Source organism: Paenibacillus sp. FSL E2-0190 (genome assembly GCF_037992965.1).
GTDB lineage: Bacteria > Bacillota > Bacilli > Paenibacillales > Paenibacillaceae > Paenibacillus_AQ > Paenibacillus_AQ odorifer.
The window spans coordinates 5,547,343-5,562,739 of sequence record NZ_CP150306.1; the positions used below are offsets into that span (position 1 = coordinate 5,547,343).

Sequence of the window (15,397 nt, forward strand, 5' to 3'; positions counted from 1 at the left end):
ATAGACAGCGTCAAGATATTCGTATACTCACAAAAGAGAAAAAACTTGATTAATGAGATTTAAATGTATATTAATATAATGAGAGGAAAAGAACTCAACACATGTTTACAAGACCATTGAGCCGGAAGAAAACTTTGAGGGATAATAATCCATGGAAGCAGGTTTAACTTCTCCGGCTCTAATAAATTATTTTAATTGTAATAATTCAAGAATACTTCTGCTATTTCATTAAAGTTTACAATTTCAACTTGATTTGGAAATCTATCATACGCCGAACACAATGCCAGCCGATAACCCGAATCTATGATGTACTGCCTAAAAAAGAAACAATTCAACTCATTTTGTGTATTAATTAAAACCTTGTCACCTTTTAGACTAATAGTAAAGGATGAGAGAGGTAGGGATAACCCTATGCCTATAGCTTTGATATAACTCTCTTTGAGGGTCCATAAATCAAAAAAATATTTTAGTCTATCTTCTCCTTCTTTTTGCATAAGATCGTTAAATTCACACGGTGAAAAAAAGCGTTCAGCAATTCCAATATTTATTTCGCTTATCCTTTCCACGTCTGTCCCCACTGGTGTATCGGAAATTGCGGAGACCACCCACTCACCAGAATGGGAGTTATTAAAATACAGATTCATATTACCTTTTATTAGTGGCTTTCCGTAATGATTATATTCCAGCTCAATTGCACTGTTCTTAATACTCAGCCTGCGACAGATTAAAAGTCTAGAAAGGATCTCGGCCGCCAACGTCCGTATTCCATCCTCTTTCCTCACAAAACGGTTGATACGTTTTTGTTTTTCAGCAGGGAGAGTGGAGATAAGTTTTAGAACCATTTGATCGTTCATTTTTACAGGTAATTTAACAGCATAAATCTCTACGTCTTTAATAATTTGTTTAATAAACTCCCCTCCTCCGTTTCCTCAGCATTATGATTACAACAGCAAAGCCATATTTTTTATCATTTCTATCCAAAATAATATATTCCTACTTTTTCCCACTAATTGCTATAATATCACAATCAATAAAATTAATCATGGGATTGCATACAGACAAAACATCAGGGCGGCCCCCTTTTTTCAGCTCATTATTCTCCCTTATAAAATCTATGTAAATGATATAAACTTTTTCAGCTATCAGTATAGACACATGCTTGATCGAGTAGGAGGCCACCCATAAATAGGGTAGCCGCCCTCTCACACTACCGTACGTACTGTTCAGTATATGGCTTTTCAACTGCATAAGTGCAATTTACGTAAATGCTCGTACTGTGCAGGGAAGTCATAATACTCGGCCTGTGCGAGCTTTTCGTTTATGGAACGAGACAGCACCGGGCTTCCGGACTCCGTTTCCATCGGGCTTGGGAATTTGTTTGTGCCGTACCGGGCTAGGCTTGTACCGGCCTTCTCGGATACTTTGCAGAAGTTCGTACTTTATGTTCCTTCAGCCAGGGCAGTGCCTCTTCTACGGTCATTCCGTCGATTCTAGGCGCTCCATGATTGCTTTTGACCTGCTTGTAGGCTTTGTTCAGATTGTTTCTGTTCAGAATCTGTTCGAGCAGGTCCGTTGCACCGACTCTTTCTCTACGTTCCCGAATACCGACACTCCACGCTCCCACATACTCTTCGCGTTCCACGCTATCCCTTTGCAGGCAACCCTTTCGGTATTCTGCTTTCATTGCGCCGACTCTCCTTCCTGTGTGTACTCGAGACTTACGATTGTTCGGCCCTCCCCGGGTATGAGCGATAACCTTTCCCTTATCTATCTGCCACATTTACATCCTGAGATTCTGGCAGTATTGGACTTTGCTTTGGGTTGCAAGCTCGTCCGTCCCATGATGCCTTTTATGTGATTTCTGTTCGTAAGACCGAGGGTTGCCTTCGGCTTCCTTCAGATTCCGCCTAGCGGCGGACACCCTTGCCTTTGTCTAACAATTCCTACTACCAAGCCTGTAACGGACTCTCACCGCCAAGTTATCGCCCATACCGGGCGCACAACACCTAAAGCCACGGCGTACGTTATTAACGTACGTCGTGGCTTTTTTTATGCGATCCTTATGCATTGGCACTATAGCAAGAGCAGTTTCATAACTCCCTAATTTAAAAGTTAGAATACACTTCGCACTAATCCTCCGTCAATCCGAAAGGCTGAACCATTGATAGCCGATGATAAAGGACTGCTTAAAAAGACGACTAAATCGGCGATTTCTTCTGGCCGGATCAAACGTAGAATAATGGAGGTCGGACGATTCTTCTTCATAAATCGGATCTCCGCTTCCTCAATCGTCAGATTTCCCCCTGGATACAAGGTATTCAAAATAGTTTCTACACCTTCAGTTAGTGTAGAGCCCGGCATGACGGTATTCACAGTAACCTTGGTACTTTTGGTCAATTCAGCCAGACTGCGGGAGAGTGACAGCTGCATTGTCTTAGTCGCACTATAGTGTGCCATTTCCTGAGAAGGCATAATTGCTGCTTCACTGGCTATGAAAATCACTCTACCCTCATTTTTCAAGCATGCGCTGCAGATATTGGCGGCTAAGTCTGACCCCACTCATCACATTAACCTCGAAAAATTCAAACCATTCCGCATCCGGAATATCAAAATATTCAGCGGGTTCAAAAACCCCTAGGTTATTAATAAGAATATCGACCATTGGGTATTCCTCAATAAGATTGCTACATCCTTCCTCGGTTCCCAGATCGGCCACAGCCGGATATAGCGCTGCTTCCGGATGCTCTGCGCGTATTTCTTCTATAGTTTGTTTTACTTTATCCGCATGACGACCATTTACAAGTACAGCGGCACCTTCCCTTACCAGAGATTTTGCGATCGCTTTTCCGATGCCGGAGGTGGATCCGGTAACTAATGTTGTTTTTCCTTCTAGATGAAGCTTCGTATCAATCCCTCCTTAATAACTATGCTCTATTATTTATCACAAATCACTATTCATAGGATATGACGAAGCGATTCAATCCTCACGTTCTAGTAAAACTAGATAGACAGCGTCAAGATATTCGTATACTCACAAAAAGAACACAAAAAATAATAACTACTACCGAAATACTTAAGATCATAGTGGTTCTTTTGTTATCCTTTTTCATAATCCATCCTTCCTTTCTATAGATGCACATCTCTCTTTTCAAAAGAAATTAAAGCAACGCTCAAGCAAACTCCTATGATTACAACAGGGATTAGGATCATACGAACACCCTCGTTTAGGGTATATATTTCATGTGAATTTACAGCAGAGAATTTAAAAATTTGCGTCGTTAGCGTATTTTCAGAAATCACTCTCAGATATACATACGAAGAGTCTTTCAGATAACCACTGAGCAGAAAATCGCCAAATACAAAAACAAACGTGGCAATAACAGCGGTAGCCGATTTTTTCATCAATACTCCTAACAACAGCACGACAGCGGAATAAGCTGCGAGATACAAAATATTGAATCCAATAGCCCCCATAGCAACGATAAACTTCCCCTCTAAGCTTTCATTTCCGATATGGGAACCCGTAACAAGCGCTGCCAGCATATACAATACATAAAAAAGACCAAAAAATTGAATTACCCACCATAATACCACTTTTAATTCGGTCAGATATTTTCCCAGTAAATATAATGACCTGCTCTGACCCGAAGCGATAATGGTTTGAACCGACCCATACTCAAATCCCTCGGTAGCAAAAAAACAAACGTAAATCGGGATGATAAAATACAGAAAAAAAGATAACTGAATGCTAGTGATTAAAGGCTCTAAAGGACTGTCTATATCAAATCCTACTTGTACCCCCATCCAAACCAGTAATAAGGCACTTCCAAACAGCAAAAGAAGACTTATCCCCTTGAACATGGGATCCTTGGTTACATAATAAGCTTCAGCCTTAAGAAAATTCCTCATTCGTTACCTCCAGCAATTAGATCCATATAATAGTTCTCAAGATTTGGAGCCGACAGGTTAATCCCTTCAATATGGATGCCCCGCTTTAGAAAAAAAGACATCAGCTCTTCTAGATTTGTACTCTCTTTAGGAATTTGAATTTCTCCAGCTTCGCTGATCGTAATGGTTTCTAGTTGGAGTTCACTTTTTAAAATCTGAAGTGTCGCTGCGGGATCAGCCGTTCGAATACAGATTTTTGTTTCCGCCGTATGTAAGAGTTCCTCCGCAGAAGCTTCTTTGATTAACCTTCCTTTATGAATAAAACCGTATTGGGTCGCAAGTAGCTGCAACTCACTTAAAATATGACTGGAGATTAATATAGTCACTCCTTGTTCTTTGGATAGCTTCTCCAGGATCTTTCGCACTTCAACAATGCCTGACGGATCAAGACCATTAATAGGCTCGTCCAATACCAGAAATTTGGGATCGTTAAGTAGAGCAATAGCCAGACCTAAACGTTGTTTCATCCCAAGGGAGTATTCTGAGGTTAGCTTAGAACCGGCATCTGCCAGAGAAACTGCCTGCAATACTTCCGCAATTCTGCTCTTATCCTTAATCCCAAACGCACGGCAATAAAACGTAAGATTTTGCTTCGCATTTAGATTAGGATAAAGCGCTGGCCTTTCAATTAGAAATCCAACCTTTCGCCTCGCCTCGTGAACAGCTTTTGTGTCCTTTTTTTCAAAAAGAGAGATTTCGCCATGTGTCGGATGTACCAATCCGCCTATTATTTTCATTAATGTAGTTTTACCTGCCCCATTTTCGCCAACAAACCCATAAATATCTCCTACCCCAATCGTCATATAGACATCCTGAAGCGCAAAAGACTCTCCGTATTGTTTGCTTAAACCTTTGGCCTCAAAGATCGTTTGAGTCAAATCAAACACTCCTCTTTTCACTTTTCCACATCCTAACATGTTGCCATGAACTCTACATTCAAACTGTAACAATCAAGTTAGTTAATGTAATTATTAAGAAGGATTTGTATAATGTGACTTATATGGTCGACAAATTCCCGGATATTTTGGACAATTCTTGGCGAAAGGAATGATAAAGTGATACGTATTGCTGTCTGTGATGATGACTTTCCCACTACTGAATTAATAGAGAGACTTATTCTGGAGACTCAAAGGAATTTCACAAGTAAAATAGAGGTGTCGATCTTTTATTCCGGAGAAAGCTTCACTAAGGCCATTCAAGAGGCCTGCGCGTTTGATATTATTTTTATGGACATTGAAATGGCGGATATGGATGGAATAAAAGCTGGGTATGTACTGCGGGGAAATGATGAAAATGATCTAGTGCAGCTTATCTATGTCTCTAGTCATGATGAATATCATCTGCAACTCTTCGATGTTCAGCCCTCGGGATTTATCAAGAAACCTATCGATTCAGAGATATTTAAGCAAAAACTGATTTCTACGATTGAAAAAGTAATTCGCAAGCTCCAGCAAGGCAAAAAAAACTTCTTATCACTACAGCAAAAAGGAAAAGAAATTCTAATCCCCTATCGAAATATCATCTATCTGGAAAGCAACCGGCGGAGAATTATTCTTTATTCCTGCAAGGATCAACTCGACTACTACAGTACACTAAACGAGGAAGAGCAGAAGCTTCCTGTGAGCGATTTTGTCCGAATCCATCAATCCTACATCGTTAACTTTTACTTTATTAAAGAAATCAGTAACCAAGGAGTAATTCTCCTAAATGGTGAAGCCTTACCCATTAGTGCAAAATACAGTGCCGATTTTAAGAAAAAATATCTGAAATTCAGGGGGAGTCTTGTTGGATAATATCTTTCTGGAGGAGTTATTTTATCTAGTAACGCTTCCACTTTTACCTATCATCATTCATTACTTCTACAGCCATTGTTTCGTTAGCCGACTTACCACCAAAGCCAATCTTGTTATCGTGTACTCCCTATATTTCCTCTGTATTGTCTTTCTGCACTATAGCTCACTGCCAGGCTCAATCCTACTCACTCTCAATATTGGCCTGATTGCTCTCTTATCTTTTTTTTACAATGGAAATATCAAATGGCGGATCGTTGCCGCTCTTTTTCTGGTTGCGCTTATTACGCTTAGTGAGTTATCACTGCCCCTATTTTACTCGACAAAGGGATATATTCTGAACCAGTTTCTTTCCAAGCTGCTGATGTTTATATTAGCTTTTGTATCCGTGCGCGTAGCTAAAGCCTTTGGAAATGGCGGGTTATCTAAATGGTATTGGGTTCTATTATTTATTTGCCCTTCTATAAGCACACTAGGGATCTACAGCTTCGCATCCAGCCTTTATATGCAGTCCTTCCCTACCCTTGTTCCAATCCTGTCCACAGGACTACTCATTATAAATTTATTGATATTTATCTTATGCGACCGTATGTTAGTTATCCAATCTGTACAGAACCAAAGTTATTTACTTGAGCAACAAAATGCTTACTATGTAAATCAATATCTTTTGACAAAAGAAATACAGGAAGAATCTTTTAAGTTCCAGCATGATATTAAAAATATTCTCATAGGTTTACGCGCAAAGGTACAATCCGGTGAAGCTGCCAATCTAAATGAGTTGGACAACTTACTGGGGCAAATAGACAACCCAATAGGCGTTAGCAATAGCGGGAATACGATTATTGATTCCATTATCAACTACAAGCAGCAGGTCGCTGAAAAGCATCAGATCCCCTTCAAGTTAGACTTGAACATCCCTGCACAACTGACGCTCGACACCACAGTTATCAGTGTGATTTTAGGAAATGCACTGGACAATGCCATTGAAGCTTGTTGCGATAAAAGAAATGAAGAGTGCTATATAACCATACATATGCATTATCTTAATGAAAGCTTGTTCATCCGGATTCAGAATCCTTATGTGAATGAAATTCATACGAATCGTTTTGGCGACATCTGCTCCACAAAAACTAATAAATCCGGTCATGGTATAGGCTTAAAAAGTATCCAGAAGGTCGTAGAGGATAGTAATGGCTTAGTAGATATTTCATATAACAATAATCTATTTCAAGTCGAAATTGTTCTTTTTATGGTCCCCTGTAAAAAAAGGAACAGCCTATCGTAAGTACAATAGGGTGTTCTTTTTTAGTTAACAGTAAGATAAATCGAACCTCCACAGTTTTCCTCTCGATTTTGAGTAAACATATTATTGTGAGGATACCGAAATATAAGTCTAAGAATAGAAATCTAAAAAGCCAAAAAAAATTCTTGTACAATGAAGCTTTTTCGCGGCTTTTTCCGCATTCACAAAAAGTCATAAGGATACAAAACTCCCACAGTTGGACATTAGAAAGAGAACGAAATGCACTACGAGAAAACCAACTCTCCCCTAACAAACTTAAGCGAAATTTAATAAAAATCTCAATAAAAATGCAGATCTGTTCTTCTTTTTCTAGATTAGATTTATAAATATGCTAGTTACTCCTCAAACAATGAATCTAGCACGGTTGAACCTCATATCCAACTAAAGTCAATTGCCTCTTTTATATCTACTAAATTATTCCCCCAAGAACTTGTGAACTATTTCTCATATACTATTTTAGGTTGGCGCCAATCTTTCTCATAGAGGTCTTATGAATGCAGTTTAAAGAAATCTATCTAATAATTTGAAAGAAGGAAACCACATTGGCACTGGGTTGTGATACTGCAACAAACGTTACTTCAGCAAGATTGATGACACTTCAAAATAATAACTTTACATTTGTTGGACGATACCTGAACCGTGTAGAAGGTTCTCATGACGGGCTTACAGATGCTGAGATTACACGAATTTCTAATGCTGGGCTGTTCATAGTATCCCTTTATGAAAACAAAGGTGGAACAACTGTCAGTTACTTTACGAATGCACAGGGTGTTAGTGATGCGAAAGATGCTGTAGAATTGGCAAATGACTTCGGACAAACGAATGCCACTCCGATTTATTTCGCCGTGGATCGCGATATGACCACTACTCAAATTACTGGAAATGTTGTGCCTTATTTCCAAGGGATAATGTCAGTTCTAAACAGCAGCACTCAAAATCCTAACGGTTATAAAGTGGGAATCTACGGTTCAAGAGCTGTTTGTGCCTACATCCGCGGCTCCTTCTCAGCTACGACACGTTATACTTTTATCGTCGATAATAGCTGGGCAGGGACTTTCAATGATTGGAACTTACGTCAATATAATTTTAACACCACGCTTGGCTCAGGCAACGGTCAGATTAAGATTGATTACGTAGAGTCATCTTCTCATGGAGGAGGGGGTTGGAAATAGTAACCTATTTTATTCAAATTGAGAAACAAATAGAAGGGATCCTTTAGCCTCCGAATTTTCTCACTGCTGCATGTACCGCTAGATACCTTATAATATCCTATAAGAAGTTGCATCTGTAACACAACATATTAATTCATTGGATTCATGTTATTTTTTAATCAATGAACGTTGCAAAATTGGATCCCTTACAATTCGCTAATACTCTTTTCGAATATTTCTCTCATAGGCTTCTATCCTTAGGCATACTTTAGGATAGAAGCCTTTTTGACTTTAGTTCGGGAATTAGTATTCATCGTATCTATTTTTCCATTATCTGAGATCCCATTGGACAATCAAAAAGCGGCCATTCCAATGGCCGCTTTTTTTAAGGATTTAGAAGCTTATCATAAGCTTCATCATAAACCCAAGTGATTCCTTCATCTTTACTGGTAAGATATATAGTTCCTGCCACACCGGTATCTTGATCAATTAACGAGATAGGGAACAGTCCTTCCTTTCTATTAAAGATAGGAGAAAGGGGATTTTTTTTATATTTATCAAACTTTTCTGGAAGCGATACAGCAAGCCTTTCCCAAGTTTGCCCCTGATCTTTGGTCCAATAAATTACAGGACCCTCATCCATATAATATCTGTACCCTAAAAACCCGATATCCGAACTAGAAAACCCCACGCCGGTCAAATGTTCCGAATAAATATCATTTGGATTGCCTATCTCTTTCCACGTCTTACCTCCGTCAGAGGTTTGATATACGTAATTCAGCGCACTCCCAACTCCTTGTGAAGCACCACTGACCAGCCAACCATCATTTTTATTCGTGAAACCGATAAATTTTGTTTCATATCCCATTGCTCCAGGAATAGGATAGTCATTCCATGTCTGTCCCTTATCATTACTGATTAAAACATGCAGCGGCAATGATTTTCCATCTGCAAAACCATAAACAATAGCTGTTTTATCCTCGGATATAAAATAACCGGTGTTCTCTTGCCCCATTCCCAGAACCCCTCCGGTCGTATCCAATTTTAATGGCACATTTGCTTTAACATCTCCATTCCGATATGAAACAGAAACGTTCCCCTCTGCATCTATGGAGTACGAATTGCCAGCATCATTAACAACAACTTGCTCCCCATCAAAGCCAATGGAATAGATCGTGCCGGGTTTGATGAATTCGCTGCCTTTTATATTAGTGCATGCCGCCAACACGCTGATTACCCCGATCAAAAGCAGGACGGTATAAAATAGAGTGATGCCGTTTCGTTTTTTCTTCGTATTAAGAATAGATATAAATCGCTCTTTCATAGAAATTCCCCCTCCTGAAAAGTTAGTTGATAAAGCCAAAAAGCGGGGATCCGAATTCTGCATGACAGATAAGATAGCCTCACAATATTTTTTACGGTAAGATAAGCTTCGTGTACCCACTACCGTCTCATCACAGTAAATTTCAATTTCACGTCCTGCTTGGCGTACCATGAACCACACGAAAGGATTAAACCAATGAATTGCATGTACAATTAAGAGGAGTATCTTGTATATAATGTCATGTCTCTTATAATGAACTAACTCATGCTTGAAGATAAATTCAAGCTCTTCATCGTTATATTGATCATGCGGCAAGAAGAGAATCGGCTTGTAAAAACCAACTAACATTGGATTTGGAACCTTTTCACTAATTAAAACGGTGATGGATAATTTCATTTTCATTTCTTTATAAACTTGGTTTATTTTCAATACCATCTGGTCACTTAAAAGAGAATTACTCCAACGAAGAGACTGTTTTCTGAAAAAGTAGTAACTGGTAAAATGATAAAGCAAAAAAAGTACGAACCCGGAAAACCAGAGCCAAGTTAAGATGTCCATAAGAGATGGTATATGATTTAACGATGCGGCCTGCTGAACAGGATGAGAAATCCCTGACATATCAATTTGTATGCTGTTGGAAGGAATGTCTTGAAACACTGTACTTATCTTTGAGCTATCAGGAAGCGGAATCCGTACGACATTATTGGCAAACGAAATGTTAAACGGAAGTAGCAAGCGTATAGTCAAAATCATCCATATCCAATATTTCCATTTTGCCGAATAGTTTTTGCTTAACCATGGAGACAAGAACATTAAAACGAAAATCATTAGACTTGTCGTTACTGAAATTATTAAAAAATCCGAAAAAAGGCTGGTCATTATCAGGATTCCTCTCTTTCTACCCGGTCAAGCATTTCACGCAGTTCTGCAAGATCATTTCTATCGATAGCCTTGCCATTGTACAGCGACATCACCATATCTTGAATAGAATTACCGAATAGTTTTTCAAGAGTAGATTTTCCTTCACATTCCTTATAATCCGTTTCTGAGATGGCTGCACGATAACTATTGCTCCGTCCCTCCTTTTCACAATACAGAAATCCCTTATCAACGAGTCGCGAAAGCACCGTCATTAAAGTAGCCAAAGCCCAATTTCGTTTATTACGTAATTGATCCGATATGTAGGAAGAACTCACTGGATTCCCAGTTTTCCAAATGACAAGCATAATTTCTAACTCTGCATCAGGTAGCTTCTTAATTTCATTAATCATGAATCAACCTCCATATTATACAGTTGTATAACTGCTTTTATTATACAACTGTATAAATAAAATGCAAGTGATCTTTTCTTTTGTTTCTATAAATTAGAGACGTTGAAAAGTAGGAAAAGGTTTGCACCTTATAGTATCAATGCTAAATCATCGAATGCGAAGCTAACGGTATATACTAGAACTTTGGAAATAGGGTAATTCAGAAGTAGTAGTAGAGGAAAATCTAATGCTCCTATTAGAAATTCAATAAGCTCTGAAAATGAAAAAGGTCTATAAAATCGCTTATTAAGCAATCTTATAGACCTTTTTAGTATACGGTGAGAGGCTCGAACCTATCGATATTTATTTTGAACGCATCAATAGATATAGGAAGTAAGGCACACTCAGCATTGTTACAATAATTCCTGCGGGAATATCTGACTTAAAGCTGACCGTTCGAGCAATCGTATCCGCTACAAGCAGCAATAGCGCACCAATAAGCGCTGAAGTAGGTAGAAGCACTTTGTAGTCGTGACCTACCAGCTTGCGAGCCACATGCGGACTAATCAATCCAATAAAGAAGATCGAGCCCCCGAGCGCTACACAGCCAGAAGCTATGCCTACAGCCGCAATCGCCAAGCGCAAAAATTTCTTCTTTACAGCGACTCCTAATCCTATCGAAATTTGGTTGCCTAGCACCAAGACGTTCAATGTCCTGAAATTAAAAAGAATATATACGAATAGCAGCAATACCCAAGGTGCCAACAAGCTGATATAAGACCACTTGTCCCCCCATAAATATCCTGCTTGCCAACGCTGCGCAAACTCATACTTCTGGTCATCAAGCTTTAAGGTCAGGAATAGCGACAGCGCACTAAACCCCATATTGATCGCAACACCAGTCAAGACAAGTCGTGTAGAAGAAATCATACGACGTTTTCTATAGGCTAGAACATAGATCAGAGCTGCTGCCAGCAGACCACCTAAGAATGCCATAGACGGCAGTAATAATGTTATAGCGGCGCCTTGAATGCTTACCGTTGAGATAATCAGCAACACCATAAGACCTGAACCTGAGCTAATACCAAGCATGCCGGGATCAGCCAGATCATTGCGCAGCAAAGCCTGCATAACTGCACCTGCCAGTGCCATCCCAAATCCAACAAGTATCGCTAATACGATCCGAGGAAGACGAAACTTATAAACAACGAGATTATGCTCCTCTGGACCTTGTCCAAGCAATACTTGAAATACTTCAAGTGGATTGAGGGACACCTTTCCCATATTAAGACTAAGAATAGCTCCTGCAATAAGCAGTATTAAAAGAGATAGAATCCATATTGTAGCCTTATGCGATTTAACAACATTCATTTGAAGGCTCTCCTCTCTTTGCTCGCAATTAGCAAGAAGAAAGGAACACCAATCATTGCAAAAATAATGCCCAGTGCTGTCTCTGCCGGACGATTAATCAGCCTTCCTGCGATATCCGCTACAACCATAAGTGCGCCGCCGTAAATGGCTGATGCCGGAATAATATAACGATAATCTACACCTACAAAAAAACGCATAATATGCGGAATAATCAACCCTACAAAGCCGATTGGCCCTACAAGTGCAACAGCTACACCCGCTAGTAAAAGGACCGCAAGCGTAGCTATCATCTTAACGAGAACGATCCGTTGCCCGAAGCCTTTCGCAATCTCTTCCCCCAAGTTTAAAACAGTGATAGAGCGTGCAATGAATAGTGACAAAGCCAGTCCACCTAAGAACCAAGGTATAACTAGCCTAATTTCCACCCATGTTGCTCCAGCCACACTACCCGAAGTCCAATAAGCAAGGGCACGACCAATTCCATAGTTTAATGAGATAAATGACCCCACAGCTCCAAATAGCATTGTAATTGATATTCCAGCTAGCACCAGTCGTTGAGGTGTCATTCCTGAACGATTCAATGAAGCGGCAAGATACGTTAATCCTGCTCCAAGTCCTGCGCCAATAAAGCTAACCAGCAAGGTTGTTGTCTGCAGTTGCCCTGGAAGAAAAACCAGTGTAACGGCCATTGCAAGAGCTGCTCCTGCATTTACTCCCATTAATCCGGAATCTGCTAAGGGATTTCGCGTATAGCCCTGCATAACCGCTCCTGCTACCGCGAGACACATACCTGCAATAATATCAGCTGCTGTACGCGGAATTCGAAGGGCATGAATAATCTGATGCTCGGTCAGTTCAGGATCAAAATTAAAAATCGCTGTCCATGCCATTTTCAGGCTCATGGAAGCAGAGCCAAATGAGATAGAAGCTGCTACTGAAAGTAGCAGCAGCAGTATCCCTAGGAGTAGAAACAGACCGAAATACGATTTCCCTCTTAAATCAGGGATAACGGTTGTTCTATCATCTAGCTTTCTATTTTTTTTCATACGCTGACACTAGCTTCTCAACTACAAAATCTAGCTGCTTATCAAGAGAGTAGATATCGGAATAATATGAAAAATCAAACCCGATTTCGATCAATCTACCTTCTTTGATTGCTGGAATGCTGTTCCAAATTGGATTGTCTGACAAATCATCAGCCCCATCCCATACAGAGCGGAACACGAAGTCTCCTATATACTCAGGTAACACCTCTAAGGAAACAAACCCTCCAGTAGCCTTCTCTCTGCCATCAATCTTTTTCTGAAGAATCTCTGGTGCTTTTAGCCCTAAATATTCATAAATGATCTGAGAGCCCCTTCCATAAAGCTTGCTATCGATCACCGCCATCTCTTTTTTGCCGCCTTCGATAATGGTTACTGTCTTATCCAAAATTCCAAGTTCATCAAGCTGCTGCTTGCTCTTCTCCAACTTCTCGTGGAAATTATCTAATAGAGCTTGTGCCTCCTGCTCCTTGCCAAATACCTCGCCAATCTTCATTACACGTTCATCCGTCGCCATTTTTTCATAAGGAATTGGAACGGTCGGTGCAATATCCTTAAGGATTTCGTAAGTTTCTTCAGAAGCAGCTATGATCAAGTCCGGCTTTACTGCCATAATAGCCTCTGGATTAGGCTCATACCATGAACCTAGATCTTCAATCCCCCCAAGCTCTTCTGCAAAGGCCGCTCCTTCAAAGACACTCGAAGTCCCTACTGGCTTAATGCCGAGGGCCACAAGATCCCCTTGAAGGTATAACACGACAACCCTCTTTGGATTAGCTGGAACAACAATATCTCCCTTTATTGTAGAGATAGTTCTTGTCTGAGTCTCCTTATTGGCATTGTCAGCTGCAGTTGAATTATTTGCTGGTGATGATGTAACTTCAGAAGCTTTGGATCCATTAGAATTTGTGACATTAGAACCAACACTTGCAGATCCACATGCACTTAATAGCAAGGTAAAGCTAAGCAGCATCGCTACAATAAAACTTGACGTCTTTGTTAATCTCATAGGTGAAGACCCTCCGGTTATTTCATTATGGTAATAGTAATGATAATGATTATCATACTCAATAACATTATATCGGGAGGATATGTGCTCGCCAATGGAGAATTTGGCGGTGGTAAATGGACGATTGTCCGATGAGCTCACCTGCCTGCTTTCCTTGCGGAACCGGATGGGAGATTGACCATTGTATTTACTGAACATGCGACTGAAGTAATATACATCGTTATATCCAACTTCTTCTGCAATATCGCGAAGTGGAGCATCGGTACATCGTAATAGCTCTTCTGCATGTTTAAGCCGGAATCGTATCAAATATTCAATCAAGCTAAACCCTGTCTCCCCTTTAAAGCGGGTTGATAAATGACGAGGGCTATAATTAAATTGCTCCGCTATAGATTCTAGTGATAAATTATGACGATAATGCTCCTCAATATAACGGACAACCTGCCCAATGACATCCGGTTGCCTGAGGTTAATTCCATCCTTTGTAAACTGCTTTAATAATTCATGTATAAACTGATAGAACAAGCCTTTAACTTGAATTCTTTCCAATTGGCTTCCTTGTGCCCAAAGTTGTTCCATTGCCATTAGTTGATAGTGCAGTGGTAATGGCTCCAAAGACTCGAAGCTATACTGCATCCGAAATGGATTGCTGCGTTCCAAAAGTCTTGCTAAATCCTTTCTTCCTGGCAAGGAGGCTCTATAGAATAATAAATAGTATTCAAACAACTTCCCTGTCTCTATACTTAGTCTCATGCCCTTGCCACCATGCACAATAAAGTGACGGTCTGCGTCGTAATCTATGCCGTTGAGATTCAAGCTGGCCGTACCCCGCACACAGTAGATAAATCCGCATGCTGGTAATACATAGCCTTGCAGCTTGTCCCCAGGCTCCATCACAGCATGTCGAATATCAAGTACTTTAACAGCGGCATAATTCCATGCGAAAATATGATCTTCCAGCCTCATCTTTGCAATACACTCCGATCTGCTCCACAATCTATTTGAATTAATTATATTTCACAATAAATGATAATGATTATCAATTAGTATTAGGTAGTTCCTCTATTTTGTCAATCGCTGTTTAGTATCATGATTGCTTATAGCTTTCGAAATGGAGCTTCCTCAGGAATGCCTCTATCTCATTCACATATCCGCTTACATTAATCTTCCTCAGTACAACTAAGTACAATTTCTTATTCACACTTGAA

At 40.0% G+C, this 15,397-nt stretch carries 12 protein-coding genes and 1 pseudogene; 3 read left to right on the forward strand and 10 right to left on the reverse strand.

The genetic code is table 11. From position 1 onward, the window contains the following. Nucleotides 1–191: 191 nt before the first annotated feature. From NST25_RS24400 to NST25_RS24420, 5 genes and pseudogenes are all read right to left on the reverse strand, one after another. A complete protein-coding gene (locus NST25_RS24400; RefSeq protein ID WP_340392666.1) occupies nucleotides 192–854 on the reverse strand; it encodes a 4'-phosphopantetheinyl transferase superfamily protein in 663 nt (220 codons plus the stop codon). 539 nt (nucleotides 855–1,393) lie between these two features. After that, complete coding sequence (locus NST25_RS24405) at nucleotides 1,394–1,684, reverse strand: hypothetical protein (RefSeq protein ID WP_340392668.1); 291 nt, start codon at nucleotides 1,682–1,684, stop codon at nucleotides 1,394–1,396. Between the two features lie 428 nt (nucleotides 1,685–2,112). Continuing rightward, nucleotides 2,113–2,911: pseudogene (locus NST25_RS24410) on the reverse strand (SDR family oxidoreductase). Between the two features lie 215 nt (nucleotides 2,912–3,126). Continuing rightward, nucleotides 3,127–3,909 (reverse strand): hypothetical protein, encoded by a 783-nt coding sequence (locus NST25_RS24415; protein WP_076281186.1) that lies wholly within the window; start codon nucleotides 3,907–3,909, stop codon nucleotides 3,127–3,129. Further along, nucleotides 3,906–4,847, reverse strand: a complete 942-nt coding sequence (locus NST25_RS24420) for an ABC transporter ATP-binding protein (RefSeq protein ID WP_339169432.1) — start codon at nucleotides 4,845–4,847, stop codon at nucleotides 3,906–3,908. Before NST25_RS24420 ends, NST25_RS24415 begins: the two co-directional genes overlap by 4 nt. 156 nt (nucleotides 4,848–5,003) lie before the next feature. Between NST25_RS24420 and NST25_RS24425 the strand changes: the two genes are divergently transcribed. The 3 genes from NST25_RS24425 (at nucleotide 5,004) to NST25_RS24435 (ending at nucleotide 8,213) form a co-directional block, all read left to right on the forward strand. Then, nucleotides 5,004–5,741, forward strand: a complete 738-nt coding sequence (locus NST25_RS24425) for a LytTR family DNA-binding domain-containing protein (RefSeq protein ID WP_076130411.1) — start codon at nucleotides 5,004–5,006, stop codon at nucleotides 5,739–5,741. Beyond that, nucleotides 5,734–7,023, forward strand: a complete 1,290-nt coding sequence (locus tag NST25_RS24430) for a sensor histidine kinase (protein ID WP_076308784.1) — start codon at nucleotides 5,734–5,736, stop codon at nucleotides 7,021–7,023. The genes NST25_RS24425 and NST25_RS24430 overlap by 8 nt, the downstream gene beginning before the upstream one ends. A 560-nt stretch (nucleotides 7,024–7,583) precedes the next feature. After that, nucleotides 7,584–8,213, forward strand: a complete 630-nt coding sequence (locus NST25_RS24435) for a glycoside hydrolase domain-containing protein (protein ID WP_076308783.1) — start codon at nucleotides 7,584–7,586, stop codon at nucleotides 8,211–8,213. Nucleotides 8,214–8,577: 364 nt separating this feature from the next. Here NST25_RS24435 and NST25_RS24440 read toward each other — a convergent pair whose 3' ends face one another. From NST25_RS24440 to NST25_RS24460, 5 genes are all read right to left on the reverse strand, one after another. Then, the gene (locus tag NST25_RS24440) at nucleotides 8,578–10,395 is read right to left on the reverse strand and encodes a M56 family metallopeptidase (RefSeq protein WP_076308782.1); all 1,818 of its coding nucleotides are present in this window, start codon (nucleotides 10,393–10,395) and stop codon (nucleotides 8,578–8,580) included. 2 nt (nucleotides 10,396–10,397) lie between these two features. Continuing rightward, nucleotides 10,398–10,787, reverse strand: a complete 390-nt coding sequence (locus NST25_RS24445; RefSeq protein WP_076308781.1) for a BlaI/MecI/CopY family transcriptional regulator — start codon at nucleotides 10,785–10,787, stop codon at nucleotides 10,398–10,400. A 342-nt stretch (nucleotides 10,788–11,129) separates the two neighbouring features. Beyond that, the gene (locus tag NST25_RS24450; protein WP_076130413.1) at nucleotides 11,130–12,137 is read right to left on the reverse strand and encodes an iron ABC transporter permease; all 1,008 of its coding nucleotides are present in this window, start codon (nucleotides 12,135–12,137) and stop codon (nucleotides 11,130–11,132) included. Next, a complete protein-coding gene (locus tag NST25_RS24455) occupies nucleotides 12,134–13,183 on the reverse strand; it encodes an iron ABC transporter permease (RefSeq protein WP_080742574.1) in 1,050 nt (349 codons plus the stop codon). The genes NST25_RS24450 and NST25_RS24455 overlap by 4 nt, the downstream gene beginning before the upstream one ends. Next, entirely contained in the window at nucleotides 13,170–15,155 is a 1,986-nt protein-coding gene (locus tag NST25_RS24460; protein ID WP_076308780.1) for an AraC family transcriptional regulator, read from the reverse strand. Before NST25_RS24460 ends, NST25_RS24455 begins: the two co-directional genes overlap by 14 nt. Nucleotides 15,156–15,397 lie beyond the last annotated feature (242 nt).